13 protein-coding genes are annotated in these 20,633 nt (G+C 57.7%); 8 read left to right on the forward strand and 5 right to left on the reverse strand.

Features of this window, described 5'->3' with window-relative positions; translation table 11 throughout:
- Positions 1 to 118: 118 nt before the first annotated feature.
- Positions 119 to 2,632 carry a c-type cytochrome gene (locus CA85_RS14045; RefSeq protein ID WP_246112794.1) on the reverse strand — a complete coding sequence of 838 codons (2,514 nt, stop codon included), beginning with the start codon at positions 2,630 to 2,632 and terminating at the stop codon, positions 119 to 121.
- 536 nt (positions 2,633 to 3,168) lie between these two features.
- On the opposite strand from CA85_RS14045, the gene CA85_RS14050 reads away from it, so the two are divergent.
- Positions 3,169 to 3,573, forward strand: a complete 405-nt coding sequence (locus CA85_RS14050; protein ID WP_146391959.1) for a hypothetical protein — start codon at positions 3,169 to 3,171, stop codon at positions 3,571 to 3,573.
- 39 nt (positions 3,574 to 3,612) lie between these two features.
- Here the strand turns inward: CA85_RS14050 and rdgB are convergent, their stop codons facing one another.
- From rdgB to clpX, 3 genes are all read right to left on the reverse strand, one after another.
- Positions 3,613 to 4,224: an RdgB/HAM1 family non-canonical purine NTP pyrophosphatase gene (gene rdgB, locus CA85_RS14055; RefSeq protein WP_146391960.1), complete on the reverse strand. Its 612-nt coding sequence runs from the start codon at positions 4,222 to 4,224 to the stop codon at positions 3,613 to 3,615.
- Between the two features lie 48 nt (positions 4,225 to 4,272).
- On the reverse strand, positions 4,273 to 5,295 hold the full coding sequence (folK, locus tag CA85_RS14060) for a 2-amino-4-hydroxy-6-hydroxymethyldihydropteridine diphosphokinase (protein ID WP_146391961.1): 1,023 nt from the start codon (positions 5,293 to 5,295) through the stop codon (positions 4,273 to 4,275).
- 196 nt (positions 5,296 to 5,491) lie between these two features.
- Positions 5,492 to 6,772: an ATP-dependent Clp protease ATP-binding subunit ClpX gene (gene clpX, locus CA85_RS14065; RefSeq protein WP_146391962.1), complete on the reverse strand. Its 1,281-nt coding sequence runs from the start codon at positions 6,770 to 6,772 to the stop codon at positions 5,492 to 5,494.
- 1,217 nt (positions 6,773 to 7,989) lie between these two features.
- Between clpX and CA85_RS14075 the strand changes: the two genes are divergently transcribed.
- The 7 genes from CA85_RS14075 to CA85_RS14105 all read left to right on the forward strand — a co-directional run bounded on the left by CA85_RS14075 (position 7,990) and on the right by CA85_RS14105 (position 20,064).
- Complete coding sequence (locus CA85_RS14075) at positions 7,990 to 9,537, forward strand: MFS transporter (protein ID WP_146391963.1); 1,548 nt, start codon at positions 7,990 to 7,992, stop codon at positions 9,535 to 9,537.
- Positions 9,530 to 9,931: a DoxX family protein gene (locus CA85_RS14080; protein WP_246112795.1), complete on the forward strand. Its 402-nt coding sequence runs from the start codon at positions 9,530 to 9,532 to the stop codon at positions 9,929 to 9,931. Before CA85_RS14075 ends, CA85_RS14080 begins: the two co-directional genes overlap by 8 nt.
- 385 nt (positions 9,932 to 10,316) lie before the next feature.
- Positions 10,317 to 12,110, forward strand: a complete 1,794-nt coding sequence (locus CA85_RS14085) for an RHS repeat-associated core domain-containing protein (protein WP_146391964.1) — start codon at positions 10,317 to 10,319, stop codon at positions 12,108 to 12,110.
- A gap of 16 nt (positions 12,111 to 12,126) precedes the next feature.
- On the forward strand, positions 12,127 to 12,411 hold the full coding sequence (locus CA85_RS14090) for a hypothetical protein (protein WP_146391965.1): 285 nt from the start codon (positions 12,127 to 12,129) through the stop codon (positions 12,409 to 12,411).
- Positions 12,412 to 12,555: 144 nt separating this feature from the next.
- Positions 12,556 to 18,243 (forward strand): RHS repeat-associated core domain-containing protein, encoded by a 5,688-nt coding sequence (locus CA85_RS14095; protein ID WP_146391966.1) that lies wholly within the window; start codon positions 12,556 to 12,558, stop codon positions 18,241 to 18,243.
- A 20-nt stretch (positions 18,244 to 18,263) separates the two neighbouring features.
- Positions 18,264 to 18,770: a hypothetical protein gene (locus CA85_RS14100; protein WP_146391967.1), complete on the forward strand. Its 507-nt coding sequence runs from the start codon at positions 18,264 to 18,266 to the stop codon at positions 18,768 to 18,770.
- A gap of 1,087 nt (positions 18,771 to 19,857) precedes the next feature.
- Positions 19,858 to 20,064, forward strand: a complete 207-nt coding sequence (locus tag CA85_RS14105) for a hypothetical protein (protein ID WP_146391968.1) — start codon at positions 19,858 to 19,860, stop codon at positions 20,062 to 20,064.
- A gap of 260 nt (positions 20,065 to 20,324) precedes the next feature.
- Here the strand turns inward: CA85_RS14105 and CA85_RS24955 are convergent, their stop codons facing one another.
- Entirely contained in the window at positions 20,325 to 20,501 is a 177-nt protein-coding gene (locus CA85_RS24955; protein WP_186774943.1) for a hypothetical protein, read from the reverse strand.
- Between the last annotated feature and the right edge of the window lie 132 nt (positions 20,502 to 20,633).

Genomic DNA, 20,633 nt, shown 5'->3' on the forward strand with positions numbered 1-20,633 from the left:
GGTAACACACACCTGTCTGTATCTACACCCGAATGATCATGCCAAACCACGACCGCGTTAACGCGGCCGTATGCAGTCGAGTCAGGGCGACGAACGCCCGCGACAATGAATCCGAAACTCAGTTCTCCGAACCAGCGGACTCTGTGTAGATCGGACTCTCCGAATTGCCGCCCGACCGTAGATAGGCGACGAGGTCGACAATCTCATCCTTGGTGAGCGTGTCGAGCAATCCGGTCGGCATCATGCTGACTCGCGCGGTGCTGGTCTCTGCGATATTGTTGCGATCGATATCTGTCAGACTCGATGGATCGAGCATGTTGGTGAGCACGACGAGAGTCTTGCCACGCATGTTGATCACGCGGCCCGTGATCACCTCGCCATCCTCGGTCAAGAACTGAGTGGCACCGTACTGGTCGCTGATCACCTTGCTCGGTTCGATCACCGAGACAAGCATATCGTGGATATTGAACTTGCCTCCGGCACTCGTCAGATCGGGGCCGAGGATCCCGCCCTGCAATCCCATCCGGTGACACTTGAAACACTGAGCCGCTCCGAACAGAGTCCTACCCTTCTCGAAATCGGGCTGCTGTGTCGCGTCACTGACGGTGTCGACGAGTTCGTCGACGGTCCATTGTTTCACAAAGGGGCGGGCTTCGGACGGGGCCGCCTCAGCGGACGGAGCAGGCGGCTGGATCGCTGCGGCGAACTGTTGACGCTGTTCGTCGCTCAAGCGATCGACGAATGCATTCTTGATGTTCTGAACGAATCCGCCGAAGGACATCCCACCGCGTGCCGTTGCCATGTCGTGGAACCAGCCGAGATAGCGACGTCGCAGGTCATCGTCCCATCCTTCACTCGCCTCGCGGAGTGTCATGGCGTAATGAATCTGACTCTCCTGGCTGGGTGAGCTGAGCAGTTTTTCAAGGACGGCTGCGGTGGATCCCGGGGCCTGGAGGGAAACCAACATGATCGCGAGCTCACGATCGAGCGAATCAACGTCGCTGGGAAATGCGTCGCTGATCGCATCGATTAGCTCGGCACGCTGTTGATCGTTGGGTTTGCCCAACCGCATTGCGACCAGACCCGCAGCTCGCAGGTAAGCGATCTGGTTGCTGGTGCTGAGCGAATCAAAATCCAGTTCGAGCAGGCTCGCCATTGCCTCGGATTGATCCGAAGCCTCACCGCAGCGGGCCAAGGCGATCACACCGAGCAGGCGGGTGCGCGCCGAATCCGACGCCAGCACTTGGGACTTCCACAGATCCAGATCCCGATGTTCGAGTGCAATTCGAGATGCAAAACGGATGGCGGGATCTTCATGGGAGAGAAACTCCAATGCCATGGATGTGGCGGCTTCGGCATCGATGGGCAAGTCAGCATCGTCAACGTGCAGGGCTTCGATTTGGCCACGCAGCACCCGCAGGGAGCTCGCTTGCAGTTTGTCGTCGTCGAGCACAGCGGCTCCACCGGAAGCGGTTTCTGTTTCAGGCTGTTCGCCCGCGTCCTCGGCGCTATACGCATCGAGGGAACCGGTGAAGGCGATACGGTAGAGACCGCTCTGTGTCTCCCGTCCGCCGATCGTCAAGTACATCGCACCTTCATGAATCACCATGTCCGTGACCGGCAACGGTGCCGCTGTGGCAAAGGTTTCATAATCGCCTGAGTAAGACGCGCCGTCTTCACTGAGGTGGACTGCGTAGATGTTCCCGAAACTCCAATCGGCAATAAAGAGCGCGTCACGATACCGCTGAGGGAAATCCGCGTTGTAGCCGAAGCAAATGCCGGTGGGAGAACCCGGGCCAATGTCCACTGCGGCGCCGAAGGAATCCGGGTAGTAGGCAGGCCACTTGCCCGTCCCATTTCGCCAACCAAACTCGGCACCGCTCAACACATGATTGACGCGGGTCGGCCGGTACCATGGGGTGCCGACGTCCCATTCCATGTCGGCATCGTAGGTGAACAGTTCACCGTCGTGATTGAGTGCGATGTCGTAGGGGTTGCGAAATCCGGTTGCGATCAGTTCGCGGTTCTTGCCGTCGGGATCGAGCGACATGATGAACCCGCCCGGTGCCATGCGGTTGGCATTGTGGCCACGAGCGTCCGGCATGCGGCCGAGCAAGTGATCTTCGTCCCAGTTCCGTGGCACGCGACTGTGGTCAATCGTGTCAGGCAGCGTGGTGTTGTTGCCCGCGACCATCACGATTCGTTTCCCATCAGGGGTCAAAATCAATCCGTGTGGCCCGTGTTCGCTACCACCATTGAGCGGCACGATGTGCTCTTTCGTATCGTACTGATCATCACCATTGGTGTCTGTCAATCGCCAGAGCCCCGAGGGGAAACTTCGAGAGTTCACATTGGCATAGAGAGATCCGAACGCACACAACAAGCCCTGAGCACCGACGAATTCGATGTCCAGTTTTTCCACCTGCGCGGGACTCGTAGAAACGTCAATGCGGAACAAACCGCCATTTTGATCGCAGGCAATCAACCTCCCCTTGGGATCCACCGTTAGGCTGACCCACGATCCCTGGTTGCCGCTGTCGACCTGATGGATCAGTTCTACATCAAAACCCGCTGGCACCTTGAATTGCTCTGGAGGTGTCACTCCGAGCCCGTCGGCGTGGGACGTCGGCATCGGCGCCGCCAGGGAAAACAACAAGAGCGGAAAAGCCCGCAACAACCACTGAGAACAAAACGAACGTAGGTGCATGGACGGCATTGGCGACACAGGAAGGTTAGGAAAGGTAAGTTGAATCTGAAAGTCGAGACCGGTTACCCCACGAGACTAGCCAAGGGGTCGGTCCCGCTTTCGTCATGTTTCTTGAAGAGGTGGGAGTTGAGACACTCAATCTAACCACTGCAGTGGAGCATGGCCAACCCTTACGGGAAAAAAGAGCCGATCCGTCAGCACTCTGCTGTGCGGTGTCGAGGACGCCGGCGGTGTACGCTGCGCCCGGGTTTGCTAAAAAGTCAGCGATCTGGGCCGATTCCAATCGAGACCCTAGGGCGGCGACTCTCGGGCACCGCGGAAGAATAAAAAACGCCGACCTCGCCCTCCCCACCCAATAAAAAACACTTGCGGGGTACCTCGCCAGAGAACTACGATAGATGAGTTATCAGTTGACTGATCTTCTTCTTTCTTATCTCCGTATTGATGAGAGCACTGCTCCAATGATTCATTACACCTGCGATCGTTGTCAACGTTCGATCGACCTCGACGAAGGGCCTCGCTATGTCGTCCGCATCGATGTGGAAGTCGTCGCTGAATCACCCGAAGAGGTCGGCGATGCTGAGGCGGTTGATTTTTTGGCCGAGTTAAATGACTCGCTCGCTCACGATCAGCTATCCGACGATGCCAGCGAACCGCTCGAAGATTTGCACGACGCTCTCTGCCGAGGTGATGATCTGGATCCGATTGACGCGTCATGTTCCCACGACGATTCTCTGGACGAGATGCGGCACGAGAATGCGTCCCTGCCGCCTAGCTTTGATCTCTGCCCGACGTGCTATGCACAGTACACCAAGAACCCTCTGAGTCGCGAACGGGCTCTCAAGCTACACTTCAGCAACAATTAAAGCAGCGGGTTTTTTGTTCTCAGTTGCCGAACCCAGACCTCACTCGTTAGCACGCAGGATCATCGCGGTGAACGGTGGTAGGAATCGACGTAACGCTCGTGAGCGGTGACTGATTGCTCGTTTGACGCTCAGGTCGAGCTCGCCAAAGGTGCGGTGATACTCACGGATGATGAACAGCGGGTCGTAGCCAAAACCAGCTGAACCGGAGAGTGATTGGGCAATCCTGCCGCGACAAATTCCCGATGCGGTCAGCTGAACCTCGCCCTCCGGATCGGCCAGACAGAGATGGCAATTGAACTGGGCCCCCCTTTTTTCATCCGGTACAGCTTGCAGTTCTTTCAATAGTTTTTCATTGTTGGCAGCGTCGTTGCCATGTTCGCCTGCATAGCGTGCCGAGTACACGCCAGGCCGACCCTGTAGCGCATCGACCAACAGTCCACTGTCCTCAGCCAATACCCAGCGGTTGAGATGCAGTGCCTGCTCGGACGCTTTTTTCGCCGCGTTCTCGGCAAAGGTTTCAGCGTCCTCAACGACATCGATCGAGCCTTCGATATCGGCCAAAGTGGAAAGCTTCACAAGACTCGTTGGCAGCATCATCTGCAGTTCGACGAGCTTCTTTGCATTATGGGTGCCCAGGACGAGATCGAACATGATGGATTCAAACGGAAAAGGAGGTAGATCGGATTGGATTTTTGGGGGCTAGGTTTGCCACCACTGACCGTCGTCGGTGATTGGACGAGCCTCACAGCACATAGAATCGAGGGCAGAGGCCATTTCGCCGACCGCCCAATCGAGATCATCGACTTCGAGTCGGTATTCGGGCCACCGCCATCCCGAGGGCCAGATCTGATGCGGTGCTGGCCAGCGGGTCGCGGCGGTCGTTCGTTCGATTCTCGCGATCAATCGAGGCAGGCTGATTGACTCGGTTGGCTCGAAACTCTCCGGTGCGGTGGTTTGCTCACGCAGAGCTCGCGGTACGGTTGGCGACACCCATGGCTGTGTGCGGTCCCAAGTGTCCGCCCCAGGTGCAGGCGTCGTCGACAGCGCGTCGGCATCGATGATTTGAACGCTATGCTCGGCGGCCAGTCGGTCGCAGATGGTTCGCCGCAGCGATTCGTCGCCCCCGGTCAATGCCATCGACGGTGACCCTGCTTCCAGGTGCGTGGCCAGGTCGGCGAGTGTCCAGCCAAAACGCGGGTCGCGGTAATCCGCAGCGACGTCACAGGCGGGGACGACCACGAACTTGCGAGCTGTGTAGCGTGGATGCGGGACGACTAGCGATTTCGGGCTGCCGAGTGGACCGCGTCCCCCGATGAGCCCGCGCCTTCCCGCGGGAGCGTCGCCGCACAGATGGCCGTGCAATACCACGTCGAGATCGATCGAACGGGCACCCCAGCGGTTCTCACGTTTGCGGCCGAGTTCCTGTTCGGTCTGCTGGAGGACGTCGAGCACGTCCGCAGCGGAAGCCTCGGTGGCAAAGGCAGCGACCGCATTGAGAAAAGGCGACTGACCGCCGGGGCCGCCAATGGGAGGCGTTTCGAACAGCCGGCTGGTCCGCAGACCAGTCTGTGGTTCCAGGCGGGAGCGGCCCTGGGGAGCGGGCGGGCATTGCCGCGTTGGCGCGACGATTCCCGAGCGATCGACCAACTGGGCCGCGTGAGCGACCACGGCATCTCGATCGCCCAAGTTGGATCCAAAACTAATCAGGCAATGTGTTGGCATGCCCAGAGGTTAACGATCCCAGCGTCTGCATCACAGAGGTGGTGCGGCCCGATTGCAGACAACCGCCCGGTGACGTTCCGGGCGGTCGATTGGGTCGATGTTGGTGCCGTGATAGTGAGCCGAGTGCCGTGAGGCCCCGGGGGTCGCCGCCCACCGGGCCGCTTGCGCGTCCCGGCTCACGTCATCGACTTCTCGCTCAGGCGCTCTTCGTCGCCGGCATGGTGAAGAGCTTCCGCGAGCCCATGATCACGGTCTCGTCGATCGTGTAGACGTGCCCATCCTCTTGGTCGGGTAGGTCATACATGATATCGAGCATCACGTCTTCGGTGATCCCGCGGAGGCCGCGGGCGCCCACGCCTTTCTCGATCGCCTTCTCGGCGATCGCTCGCAGGGCACCGTCGGTGAAGTTCAGCTCGCAGTTCTCCATCGCGAACAACGCTTGGTACTGCTTGACGAGCGAGTTCTTCGGCTCGGTCATGACCTGGATCAGACCATCGACATCGAGTGGCTGCAGGTAGGAGACGACGGGCATCCGACCGACCAGCTCGGGGATCAAGCCGAACTTCAGGATGTCTTCGGTTTGGACCTGGGCCAGCAACTCCGAAACGCTCTGTTCGTTGCGGAGTGAGCCAGCATCACCGAACCCGAGGGTGCGATGGCCGAGACGTCGACGGATGATGTCCTCGATCCCGACAAAGGTACCACCACAGATGAACAGGATGTTGCTGGTGTCCATCTGGATGTACTGCTGCTCGGGATGCTTGCGGCCGCCTTGCGGAGGCACGTTAGCAACGGTGCCCTCGAGCATCTTCAACAGGCTTTGCTGGACCCCTTCACCGGACACATCGCGGGTGATCGAGACGTTCCCGTTGGTGCGTCCAATCTTGTCGACCTCATCAATGTAGAGGATCCCACGCTGAGCGGCTTCGACGTCGAAGTCGGCTGCGTGCAAGAGCTTGAGAAGCAGGTTCTCGACGTCTTCACCGACATAACCGGCTTCGGTCAAGGTCGTCGCATCGCCGATGGCGAAGGGGACGTTGAGCATGCGGGCGAGCGAACGGGCGAGCAATGTCTTGCCGCTACCGGTGGGCCCAGCGAGCAAAATATTGCTCTTCTCGATTTCGACATCCCCGTCACCTTCCCAGCCACTGCTGAGTCGTTTGTAGTGATTGTGGACAGCTACAGCGAGCACCCGTTTGGCGGCTGTTTGTCCGATCACGTAGTTGTCGAGGTGATCGACGATCGAGCGGGGGGCGGGGATCTCACCGAACAGTGATTTCGATGGGCCACGCCGACGTTGTTCTTGATCAAGAATGGACTGGCAGAGGTCGATGCACTCGGCACAGATATAGACGTCCCCCGGCCCTTCGACGAGGGGTCCGACATCACGGTAACTCTTGCGACAGAAACTGCAAAACGCATTCTTCTTCGTCGACGCGCTACTGCGGCGTGAGTTCGAAGATTCCTTGGTGGGCATACACGACTCCTTACTAATTGAAGCCCCGTCGCAAGATTTCAGACGGTTGGCAGGCAACGACTCTCATGAACATGGACGCGTTTTCGGATGGGAGATCCGAAAACGTGACTGGGTTCGCGTTGGCCTACGGTTCGTCTGAATGCTCGCAATGAGAACTCGACACATCGAATGGTTCAAGCCACGACTCGAATGCTTCTCAGGCGTGCTGCGGTCACTTCGGCCGTCTATTGAGGACGGCCATCGCGACTGCAGTTTGCTTGAAGGAACATCCGTGTCCTCAAAGCTCGAGCGATTCGTGGTTTTGGTAATAGTGATTGGTGTCAGTGACTGGTATGCCCGACTCAAGCTACTGCGAGATCTGCGTTCACTTGCGTCAACGCCGAGCAGGCTTGCATCTTGAGTCAATTATTGGGAGGGCGAACCACTGACTGGATTGGGTATCGGCGGGTCGCTCGCAGGCGAGGACACCGTCTCGCTCGGCCACCGGTCCCCGTTGAAGTTGGCTGGCTCGATTCTACCCTTCCAAAGATTCGGAAGGTGGATCGGGCGAGCGGACTGGTTGGGACGGGACAGAGTTCGACGGCGCCGCTTGAGAGCGGGCCGATGATTGTATATTTCGGAATTCTGCTTCGCTGATGTCACCTTTGCGAAGCATTTCTTCCAGGTTTACGAGCCCTTCCTGGGGTGTCGGACGGTCCTGGGTGGTGTAGTCGCGCAATCTTCCCAGCAACCAAACCGCGCCAATAATCACGACTAGCAAGACCGTCATAGCAAGACCAGCCTGCATGGCCGGTGCTGCGAAAATATTTGTCATAACCCTAGCTGTGATTGGGCACCGATGGGTGCGTGGTGTTTGCGAAACTCCGTTGGACGTGAACCGACCGCAAGCGGATCCGTCACCGGTCGGTCGACCGGCAACCCATTCGCCGCTGTCCCCCCTCGGGGAGACAGTTCTCCCTTCGTGGGAGACACTTCCATGATAGGCGTGTCCGCCCTGACCGGTCCACTCATTTTTACCCGCGAAAGCACGACTTTCCAGTTTCACGGGCGTTTCTCACGCCGGAAGTCCCGCTTTCTTGGCCGCGGAACACGAAATTTCCGCTCGCCGCGCGGCATCGGCCTGTGCTAAGGCACTATTCTAAATGCCTCTTTCAAAAAGCGGGCTGGCCCTCTCCGACACGCCCTCATCCACCGCTACCCTGCTCTCGAATTGCACCATGTCCCAACCTGACGCCAATCCTTCAGACACGCCCGTCGAGATGGGGACCGATGGTAATCCCCGGCCGGCACCCTCAGCCGGTAAAATCAACCGCCTCTCTCATCCCGCCTTCATCGGGTTTTTGGCGACGCAGTTCTTCGGCGCCTTCAATGACAATTTGTTCAAACAGCTGGTGCTGCTCCTGGCGATTCCCACGGCGGTCGTCGCCGGGGCTTCGGAAGCCGGTTTGCTCGATTCGGCGGCCGATTCGGCCGTTGTCGAAAACGCTGCCGGGGATCGGGCCGCTGCTGGGGGTGTCGCCACAGACGCGCCCCAGGGCGGTGGCTCGGACGTGCAGGGTATCGCCACCATCGTCTTCGGTCTCCCCTTTGTGCTCTTCGGCGGCTTGGCAGGCTACCTCGCCGACCGCTTGAGTAAACGCACCATCATCGTGTCGAGCAAAGTGGCCGAAATCGCCATCATGGGTTTGGGGGTGGTCGCGTTCCTGGCCACGCCGGTGATCGGATTCACTGGATTGTGGATCGTGCTTTTCTTGATGGGACTGCAGAGTACGTTTTTTGGCCCCGGCAAATACGGGATCCTGCCGGAGATGCTGCCGCGTGAACAACTCGGCCGCGCTAATGGTTTGGTGTTGATGACGACCTTCATCGCCATCATTATTGGCACCGCGCTCGCCGGGCCGCTGAAGGATTCAATCGTGTCACCGACACTGCCGCCGATGCAGGGAGCGGCCGGACTGTGGATCGGCTCACTCGTGTGCGTCGGGATCGCGATCATCGGTACGCTCACCAGCCTCACGATCGTTCGCCTGCCCGCTGCGGATCCGCAACTCAAGCTCAAAACGGAAAATCTGTGGATCCCTCAAACCATCCGCTCTCTGCTATGGCGCGACAAATCGTTGCTGCTGGCGTTGTTGGCCTCCTGCGTCTTCTGGCTGATCGCTGGGTTGACGATCCAGTCGGTCAATTCGCTAAGCAAGGTTCAGTTGGGACTGAGCGATACCTGGACCAGCATCCTGGTGGCGTTGATCAGCGTGGGCATCGCGGTCGGGGGCGTGGTTGCCGGTGCGTTGACCCGCAAGATTTCTGACAACTTCGTCATCCAAATCGGCATGTGGGGCACGGTGCTCTTCTGCGCCCTGTTGTCGATCACATTGCCGGGCGATGCTGATCAACCGGGCCAGGGCCACCTGTTGGGATTCGCCGGCTGCATGCCCGTGCTGATCTTGCTGGGCGCCTCGGCGGCCTTCTTCGCCATTCCCATTCAAGTCTTCTTGCAAGATCGCCCTCCGCAGACGCTCAAGGGACGGATGATTGCCGTGATGAATCAAGCCAACTTCTTTGCTATCGTGATGTCGGGTGCCGTTTACATGGTGCTCGATCACTTGATCACCGCCGCCGGTTGGCCGCGCAGCTATCTGTTCGCGGCAATGGCGATGCTCTTCCTGCCTGTTGCGATTTTCTACAAGTTGGATCCGGCCGAACGCCCGCCGGAGACCGATCCGCTGGAAGTGCCCGAACAAATGCCTGAGCCCTCGGATGCCTGATCCCTCCGATGCATCTGGAATGCTTGAATGCCGATCACGCTGGCAGGCCGCCTCGCTGGTCCTGCTCGCTCTGTGCTTCGTCGCTGCGGGAATCAACCACTTCCGAGCGCCAGGCCTGTATTTGAAAATCATGCCGGATTACCTGCCGTTTCCAACGGTCCTGGTATTCATCTCAGGCTTTTTTGAAGTGCTCGGCGGTGTCGGTTTGGCCGTCCCACGTCTCCGCCCGGTCGCTCGCTGGGGGCTGATCGCGTTGTTGATCGCCGTCTTTCCTGCGAACGTCGAGATGCTGATTCACGCCGATCAGTTCGCCTCGATCCCCTACTGGCTGCTGGTGGTTCGGCTCCCCCTGCAAGGGCTGTTGATCGCCTGGGTTTGGTGGGCAGGGTCCTAACCTTGTCTTTACCCACTTACCCGAGGCTTTTCACCGATGATGATATCAGCCACGAATCTTACGAATTGACACGAATCAAGAAGTGGATTCTATTCGTGTCGATTCAAGTAATTCGTGGCTAACGGATACTGGAGCACGTAGGGCCGGTTCCCACCGGCCACACCCACCTGGATAAACTGAACCCTCCTACGTTCCCGCACCTACCCGAGGCCTTTCACCGATGATGATTTCAGCCACGAATCTTACGAATGGACACGAATCAAGAAGTGGATTCTATTCGTGTCGATTCGAGTAATTCGTGGCTACCTGATACTGCAACACGTAGGGCCGGTTCCCACCGGCCACACGCAACGCCAGCACGTCGGATTTGTAAGTCCACACGCGGATGGATTATGACGATGCCGGTCGGCTCAGCAGCCTCACCCATGGAGCGTCGGAAATTTCCTCCGGTGAAAATTGGGACGGCACCTCCACCTTGCCCGCCTCCCTGGGCAGTTCCGACTTGCTGGCCGCTTACACCTTCGACTACGACGCGGACAATCGCTTGACGCAGTTTTCGACTTATCGTGATGGCACTTCAACCGCGTACGGCTATGACCTACGCGATCAGTTGACATCCGCTGCGAGCACTGCGATCAGTGGGTTGTCTCAACCCTTCGGCTTGGCGTCCGCCGAGTCGTACGATTTCGATGCCGGAGGCAATCGGAAATCCAGCGGCGGTGCGTCCCAGTCGGCTGCCAACACGCACAACCAGTTGCAGACCGATGGCACGTACAACTACACGTATGACGATGAGGGCAACACGCTCAGCCGGACGGTGATCTCCACCGGTGCGGTGACCCTGTACGAGTGGGACCACCGTAATCGCCTGGAGTCGATCACCGAGAAGACCTCGGCGGTCGGTAGCGTGACTCAAAAGATCGAGTACATCTACGATGCGTTGGATCAACGGGTCGGCAAACGCTTGGACAGTGACGGGGACGGCGATTTCGATCGCGACGAAGTTTTCCTATGGACGGAAGGTCAAACAGTACTGCGTGCGACCGATTCCGACGGTGAGACGGCAACAGAAACGTTCACGCTTGCCAGCCGGTACCTGTACGGCGACATGGTCGACCAGTTGCTGGCCGACGAGCAGTACAACGGCGGCACCGGGCCTGACGTTTCCGCGACCACCGCGAGTGCAACGGCGGGTGATTCTTACTGGGCACTGACCGATCACCTGGGCAGTGTGCGAGACCTGGTCGACAACAGCGGCGTGATTCGCCAGCACGTCGCCTACGACAGCTTTGGTAACCGGATCGTCGAGCAAGACTACGACGCGTCAGGAAGTACGATCTCCAGCAGCCACGCCGACGCGATCGACGAGCTATTCGGCTACACCGGCCGCGACTGGGACGCCGATGCGCAATTGCAGAACAACCGCGCCCGCTGGTACGACCCGGCTACAGGCCGTTGGCTGAGCAATGACCCCATCGGATTTGCGGCGGGGGATGCGAATCTTTATCGGTACGTGGGCAATCAGACCACGACGTTGACCGATCCGAGTGGGTTGGAACCACCGTCATTAGATGACGCGACAATTCCAGAGCGTGGGGTGATCGGAACGATAATTCTTGGTGGAACGCTCGGCTTGGCCGAATCAGGACGCGCGATCAGTTATCCATTGCGTTGGTTTGGCGTTGACTTTACTGCGCAAGATCTTGCGAGAGAGTCATTGTGGGCGCAGCTGAGAGCACCGGAGGGAACGCAGTTCCAGACGCAATGCTCGGCAAACGTTGCTGCGTTCGCCGTTCATAGTGTCGTGATAAATGGAGCGACGGTTCGAATATTCAAATATGTACGCGGTGCAACAACAGCGGGAAGCGTCGGCGGTGCTGCGGGTACCACGGCAGGTGCTTCTGCAACCGAAGGCCGAATCCTAATGCAGAATGGTCAGTCATTGATTGGCTGGGTGAGGAACGGTGAAATCGTTGGTTTGAGCGCTCCGAATACTTCTCATGCGGCGCTGGGTACGCAACTTGGAGTAGTTTGTGAAGGAGCCGCAGTAAAGGGAGCACAGGCGGTTACTGTGATCAAAGAGGGTGGAAAGATCACGGTGCTTGGCTCAGCGAACTTTGGTGGAGTTCTCAATGTTTCTGATGAAGCAATCAAAGTTATCACGACCATTATTCATTAGGTAAAAGAGTGCCGATATGAGCCGAACAGTAGAAGCTTGTGCTACTTACGAACTTGAATCGGAGATACTTGAAGCGATTGGACAACCGGATGAGTCTGAGGTGTTAACAATACCCGTGAAATCTGGTTGGGGATTGCAGGAAGCACTTCGCTACAAAGTGCATCCTGGCGAAAGGGTTCAGCAATGGCTGTATCATGGCACCGATCAAGATCTCTGCGTTTGGTTTGCTGAGGTTGCAAATACCTGGCGAGTAACACTAGTATTATCGGTGCCCTCGAATGTCGCTCGGAAAATTCATTAAGCCGGGTGAGACTAAGAACCTATCCGAAAACCCCGTTGTCAGGAAACGCTTCGCGTGGGGTCAGGCTCGGGCTTCGAGAAGATAACGGGACGAAGAAACCTGAAAAACCTGGGGACATGGAAAACCTGGGGACACGACACTTTGTTGACCGGTGCTTCATATTGGTTCAAGAACAACTCAGGCTCCTCTCCAGGCATCCAGGACACGCTTTCCGGCGGAGCCCTCACCGACCGATACGGAAACGTGCGTCAGTTCAATGCGACCGGAGACATGATTGCTCGAATTGACTCAGCGGGAAATACCACGTCCTATGCCTACAACAGCGATGGGACGCTCGCAGAAATAACGGACCCTCGTGGTCAAGTCACTGCCTATACCTATGGAGTTAATGCGTCCACGGGCAACCACACGGTCACGATTGAAACTATCAATTCGCTCTCCAATAGTGCATTGAATCAGCAAGTCTACATGGAGTACCTTCCTTACACCGGGAGCACTCCAGGAGAACTGTCGATCATCTATGACGATCCAGACGATGCCGGGCCCCGAAAATCGCGTGAAGAAGTTTTCATTTACGACGTTCAGGGCAGGCTGTCTGGATTTTCAGTGGGCGAAGATGGCGGGTCCGCTTACACAACGAACTTCGCGTATAACTCGCTCGACGGACGGGTGGCTTCGATCAGCTATCCGGACGGATCGAGCCTTACGTTCGATCTGACACGCCAGCAGAACGGGCTCATCAGCAAAGATTATGTCGGGGGCCCAATTCTCGCTACCGATCCACGCGCCTTGCGAGTTTCCGCTCCGGGAAGCGGGAATGAGAATGCGTTCCCGAACTATGCTATTTCGACATGGAGGCGTTCATCCTCCAGCGATCCCCAACGCACCATTTCACAATACGACCATCGCGGGCGTTTGTTGCGGACCTGGGACCCGAAGCAGGTGGAAGCTCTTGGACTGACCACCGTCGGCACTCTCGGTGACACCGAGATTTTGCTCCTGGAAGCCAACGTGGATCTGAGCACGGAATTCACTCGCACACCGACCGACTGGGACGACTTTGGCAATGTCACCGGAAATGATTGGGGTGAAATCACCCAGCAACTTTCGCCTGATCCCGACAAGGTCTTGATCAGCGGCGTTTTACAAAGCAACGGACCGGCGGGGCGACAATCTACCTCGACCACCTATAGCAATAACAATCCTGTCAGTTCGTTGATGCCGGAATGCACGACGGCATCATGGACCTGGGATGACACGTTCGACGTGATGACCTCGTCGACCGATGCAACCGGAAACAATTATCTCCAACAGGTGGATGCCGCTGGCCGGGTCACCCAGATGCAGTGGAAGCAAAATGCTTCCTTGGGACAAAACCCGACCCGTCCCCTGGATGTCAACGACGACTCCTACGTAACCTCAGTCGACGCCCTTCAGATTATCAACTACCTCAATACGAATGGCGAGACGCGCGCGCCTGTTGGCGGAGGTGGGACATCGTTCTATGACATCGATGGTGATGGATGGGTTACCTCGATCGACGCAGAACTCGTGCTTCGCTACTACGGGAACCCGAATCCTTACAACGAAGTTGATCCTGAGCCCGAGATCATCGGCCAAGTGGAAGTGAGTTACGTGAGCACCGCCGGGCTGCCGACCTACTTGGTGGCGCAGCGCGTGATCCAGACGGGGCGGTCCTCAGGCGATACCGTCATCGACTACGAGTACTACAACACACCAAGCGACCCCGCCCGGCACGCCCAACTGAAATCCGTCACCGAGTCAGACGGCACTGCGATCGCAGCGGTAACGGAATATTTCTACGATGATCGCGGGAATCTGGATGAGATCTCCGATCCGGCGGGACGCGTCACGAAGTTCTACCACGACGCCAGCGACCGCATGATCGCGCAGCAGTCATCCGATCCCGATGGGGCCGGCGCTCTGCTGCCCGTGCTCGCAAGATATGACTACGACGTGTTTGGAAACGTCATCGCGAGCGAACAGATCAATTCCTTCGTGGACGGATCGCAACTCCTCGTGACGTCATTGACACAGAGTTCCACCTACGATTCCAGCAACCGCCTGACCGCTCAGTACACGCAGAATCCGAACATTACCTGGTATCTCTACAAAGACGGCAGCGGGAACATCGCCCGCACTCAGAGTAAAGCGACCGCACTGGCTGGAACGACTTTAACAGCAGCCGACTTGGAAACCTACGGCCAGAGCACCGTTGCCATTCCAAATGCGCCCGTGACGTCGTCAAGTTACCAAGGCCTCAAGACTACGATCGACTACTACTCGACTGCGAACGTCGTCACGGTTTCACAGACCGACATGACTGCTGCCATTCCCTCGGCAACAACTCGCACGACCAAAACAACATTGGACAGGCTCGACCAGGTCGTCAAAACGGTCAGCCCCGACCCGGTGAGTGGACTGACAACGACCGGTTCGGATCAGCGAGAGGGTGGTGGCTTCGTCACGTCGATGGAGTACGACAACTTGGGGAACCTCGTCGGCGTCGTTGATGGACTGAGTAACGAGACCACGTTCTCTTACGACGATCTCAACCGCTTGGTCAAAACGTCCACGCCCAACCCGGCCTCTGGAAGCCCGTACGAGACGACCGTCAGCTACATCGCCAATGCCATCGGCTGGGACATTGAGACAACCGATCCGTCGGGCATCTCCATCGTTGAGCAGCTCGATGCGATGGGGCGCCAACGCACGATCGCCGGTGACACTCCGACCAGCAACATTCGCTACTGGGACGATGGCAGCGTGCGGACGGTTGCCGATGCCGAAGGCAACTACGCAAGCTACGACTACGACCAACGTGGGCGTCTGACGAAACTGACGTCGCTTGATTTTATTGGATCGGGGCGCTCCCCGATAACGAACTACAGCTACACCGTCGATTCTCTGATCGACACCATCACCGATCCGGTGGGGCGTGAGACGTCGTTCCAATATGACGTTGGCGGGAGGCTAATCAAGTCGACTCAGCCGGACCCGGACGGTGCCGGAGCATTGACCTCGGCCTTCACGCAGTACGTCCGGGATAGCATCGGAAATGTGCTTTCGATCGAAGACGCTCTGGGACAGGTCTCGTCATACGATCTCGATGCTTGGTACCGCCCCACGTCGATAACCGACCCAGCCTCGGGGACGACGGACTCGCAGTACGATGCGTTCGGGAACGTGACGTCCGTCACCGACCCGTTGGGCAATGTCACCAACTTTGCCTTCAACCATCTGAACCAGCTCGTTACGGCAGGCAAGGTCTACAGCGGGGGAACAGAAAATCGCTCGTACTCGTATGATGGCGTCGGCAATCTGCGCTCCCTGACGGATCGCAATGGACGGGTTACGCAGTACGATTACGACAATCGATACCGCACCGAGACCGAAACGTGGAAGACGGGCGCAACCACGGACCGGACGTTCGATTATGCCTATGACACCTCCGACCGCCTGGTGTCGATCGATGACAGCGACAGCCTCGCCACGGACTTTGATTTCGCTTACGACGATCGATCCCAACTAGTCGCCGAAAGCCAACTGATCGGCTTGGTGGGAACCGCAGTCAACTTCACCCGTGAGTTTGACAAGCGAGGCAACCGCATCGAGCTGGCCGCCAACTTGGGCGGAACACTCTCGGGGACCACGATCTCCGGCGGTGTCGACGACTTTGAAAATGTCTACCAGTACGATTTCCTGAACCGGCTGACCTCGTTGATCCAGCAATCGCAGTCCGGCGGGCATGCGGTCGCACCGAAGCTTGCCGAGTTGGAATACAACCGGGCGTCGCAACTGACTGACTTGCATCGTTACTCAGCAGCCGCAGCCAGCACGTCGGATTTGCAAGTCCACACGCGGATGGATTATGATGATGCGGGACGGATTAGCAGCCTCACGCATGGAGCGTCGGAAATTGCTTCCGGCGAAAACTGGAACGGCACCTCCACCTTGCCCGCCTCCCTGGGCAGTTCCGACTTGCTAGCCGCTTACACTTTTCAGTACGACGCGGACAATCGCTTGACGCAGTTTTCTACTTATCGCGATGGCACCTCGACCGCTTACGGCTATGACTCGCGCGATCAGTTGACGTCCGCTGCCAGCACGGCGATCGGCGGGTTGTCTCAACCCTTCGGCTTGGCGAGCGCCGAGTCCTACGATTTCGATGCCGGAGGCAATCGGAAATCCAGCGGCGGAGCGTCCCAGTCCGCAGCCAACACGCACAACCAGTTGCAGACCGATGGCACGTACAACTACACGTACGACGATGAGGGCAACACGCTCAGCCGAACCATGATCTCCACCGGTGCGGTGACCCTGTACGAGTGGGACCACCGCAATCGATTGGAGTCGATCACCGAGAAGACTTCGACGGTCGGTAGCGTGACCCAGAAGATCCAGTACATCTACGATGCATTGGATCAACGGGTCGGCAAACGCTTGGACAGTGACGGGGACGGCGATTTCGATCGCGACGAAGTTTTCCTATGGACGGAAGGTCAAACGGTACTGCGTGCGACCGATTCCGACGGTGAGGCGGCGACAGAAACGTTCACGCTTGCCAGTCGGTACTTGTACGGCGACATGGTCGACCAGTTGCTGGCCGACGAACAGTACCACGGCGGCGCGGGGCCTGAGCTTTCAGCGACCACCGCGAGTGCAACGGCGGGTGATACTTACTGGGCACTGACCGATCATCTGGGCAGCGTGCGAGACCTGGTCGACAACAGCGGCCAGATTCGTCAGCACATCGCCTACGACAGCTTTGGCAATCGGATCGTCGAGCAAGACTACGACGCCTCGGGCAGTGCGATCTCCAGCAGCCACGCCGATGCCATCGACGAGCTCTTCGGCTACACCGGCCGCGACTGGGACGCGGACGCGGGGCTACAGAACAACCGCGCCCGCTGGTACGACCCAGCCACGGGCCGTTGGCTGAGCAATGACCCCATTGGATTTGCGGCGGGGGATGCGAACTTGTATCGGTATGTGGGAAATGAGCCGACCACCAAGACCGATCCGAGTGGGTTGGAGCCGCCGCAAGGAACCCCGACGGGTCGCCCGCCATTCGAACTCCCAACGGAGGAGGAGATGAGAGAGGCTCGACGACGCCTGGGCCGCAATCGTGCGATGGGCGGAATCGCGATCGCAGCACACGGGAATGGTTTACCTGCCGGTGCATACGGTCCTGAAAGGTCGTCAACTCGGTCGCTGACACCAGGTGAAGTCGCAATGTTGAATAAGTTCTTTGAAGGCCACCTCAACACGGACGGCCTTTGCGTTGGCATTGGGAAACTTCATCCATTCGCAGGACGCAATTCGATTACCCCTCGGTATACACCTTGGTTTCCCATGTCGAATTATGCAGAGGATTTCTCTAAGGCTGACATTGATCTTCAGGGTCATTTTATCCATGAGATGACTCATGTGCTTCAATCTCAGAACGGGAACTTTAATGTCGCTGATTTCTTTTATCACCTAGCCAAGAACAAGTTGCAGTATGGCTTGACGTACTACTATGACCAAGACGACCTGGGCCAGCCGCTTTACATGTTCAATTTTGAGCAGCAGGCAAAGATTACAGAACACTATTACGAAGGCGCTGGTTTTCATGGCAGATTTGACGAAGCCACAATGGAGCGGTGTCGTCAAACGTTGAAGGGATTTCACACTCAATTGCCAGCGTTTATTCCGGATCGCAGATACATTGATGGACGTCATGACATTTTTGACAATTCTGGTTGGGGCTACCCGAATTTCGTTCCGAAGGATGGTCCTCGCGACTCAATCCCGTACGGTGGCTTTTGAGTCGACGCATGAGAGCTTCTGTGTATCGTCGCATTGCCATCTGTGCTGTTGGTTTCTTGGCTGTCAGTTTCTCCGTTTTGGCATTTACAAAAAGACCGACATGGGTGCGGCCTGAGGTTCGCGGAAATGTTACCTTGAGTAGCTCCACTAACCCAATCAACGAAACCGTTGTAGTTCAGTGCACGGATTCCGATGGCGTCACGTGGAATCTTGATGTAGATCGAAGAGGCAAATTTTTTCTCCCGGCGAAAAAGGAAATGCGAACGAGCTACTGGGGCGACACTTGCCTTGTGTGCAACATCAAGTGCTGGGCAGAAAACTACAAAGAAGTTGATGTTCAAGTCGCGATCTGCGATGGCGAACTTGTAGGATCGCTTCCAGTTCCGGTTCGTATTCTGGAGATTGAATTACAACCCACATCGGTGGGATTCGATTCGGAAGCACTTATACAGCGAGATGTCGGACACCGGCATGTTGGAGTAGATAAGCTGCAAACGACTACACCGGAGCGAAGCGACGGAGATTGAAGATCGGGCTGACGCCAGGGTCAGCCAGGGTCAGGCCTTGTGTTCGATGTTCGCAAGTGCTGTGAACGCAGCGACGACACGAAGTCGTCGCAACCCTCGGGCCGGAAGCCCGCCACACTGGACGACCGCGCACGCCCCGAGCCGATAGGCGAGCCCCGAGTTGCGATAGCAACGAGCAACCGAGCGCTAGCGAGGTGTTACCTGTCACCGGCCTTTTTGATGTCGCATTTTTGGCCGAAATGAGACTGTAGGGATTTGGCGGTGATTTTGGCGTGTTGGCCGAACTGGTGCGAAATTTGGAGAAGCATTTCGTGCCGCTCTTCTTGGCCGATTTGGTGTCGGAGAGTTGGATGATCCTGGACGTCCCGACGGGCTGCGCGATGGATGGATGATCCCCCCCTTGGAAGAAACCAAATGGGTCAAAGAAACCAAATGGGTCAAGCCTCTTTGATGGCATGTACCAAGTCATGCACTGGGGCGAAGGATTGAAACGGTAGCCGATAGGCTGCCGTTTTTCGTTGGCGGACTGGAGGTCCGCCATACCTGCGGCACGAAGCCGCCGGTGCGTTGGTTCTTTTGCCGACGCACACGAAGTGCGTCGCGGCTGTTTCGGCTGGATGCCTCCGCCCTGGATAGATCGCTGAACGACGGCGACAAGGATGTCGCCGCATGACTAAGCCCGGTGGCAGGATGCCGCCCGGCGGTGCCGACACGGAAGGCCAGCGAAGCGAGGCCGACGTCGGCACCGCCGGGTCGGAGCGACGGCAGCGCAGGGAAGGCGCAGTGAGGAGGCTTTGCGACGAACGAAGACCGCACCGTAGCGAACGAGCGGAGACCGGGCGTCGTGAACGGAGTCGATGGGTAGCCATGGATGGCGGAACATCGACGGAGTGAACCGAGGCATGGATGCCGATAAGGCGGGAGGCAGGATGCCGCACCCCGCTCCTAGAGCACGCGAGCGACCGCGTCCGAAGTCGACCAACGGGAGCGAAGGTAAGCTGGGAGCGGGGCCGGCCAAACGACTTGCAAGGCGGCGGCAAGTGTTGACGTTCTGCGACACTCGCGTTGAACTCCAAAGAATTCTCCCATGGATCAAAGTCCCAAATATCGCAAGAGTCAACCAGCGGTCGCAGTACGTCAAAAGCGCAGTCCGTCCGCAGTTGACGCGCCAGAATCTCGCGGTAGCGCTCGCACGTTAGACTTGCCAAACACGCCAGCGAAGCGGTTGTCGGTGCAGCGAGTCTTCGAGCAAACGGACAACCGCGTGAGCGATGAACTCGCCAAGGTCCATTGAGCTGCCGCCAGGGACCGCGCACCGAAGCTCCGCACAAGTCTCCATCCGAGAAAACGCCCGCGCACCAAAACTGCTTCCAACCACTCGCCTTTCCCACCGACTGCTCTACTTCATTTTTTTTGGCAAAGAAAGTACTCGGAGTGTTTGTCTCTGTCGCCGCTTCGTAGAAATCAGCGGCGACAGAGACAAACGCGCAGAGGACGGTGCTAAAACAGCCAAGCCCGCCAAACATCCCGCGTGCAGATCGTGGACGTCCGTCTTCACGAAGCCTTGGCGCGTGACAGTGAGTTAATCAACCGAGTAGCGGCGCGTCGATCGTGTTCGGGCAACTTGCTGAACTGCTGAAACTTCTTCCAAAGCTTCTTGGTGTCCTCGTCCATCTCCTGGGCGTTCTTCTTGGACGCCTTCAATCCAAGAAAACCAGAGGGACATAGCACTTTGTCGACCGAGTCAATATTGGCTTGATAGGATTAATGGCCAATGGCGGCCGAGGCGACGATTTATCAGCTCGCGAGTGCAACAAGTGCCCCTCGGATCAACTTGGCTTGCCTACTTCAGCGCGCACCTTT

Origin of the sequence: Allorhodopirellula solitaria (assembly GCF_007859855.1) — a bacterium.
Taxonomy (GTDB): Bacteria; Planctomycetota; Planctomycetia; order Pirellulales; family Pirellulaceae; genus Rhodopirellula; species Rhodopirellula solitaria.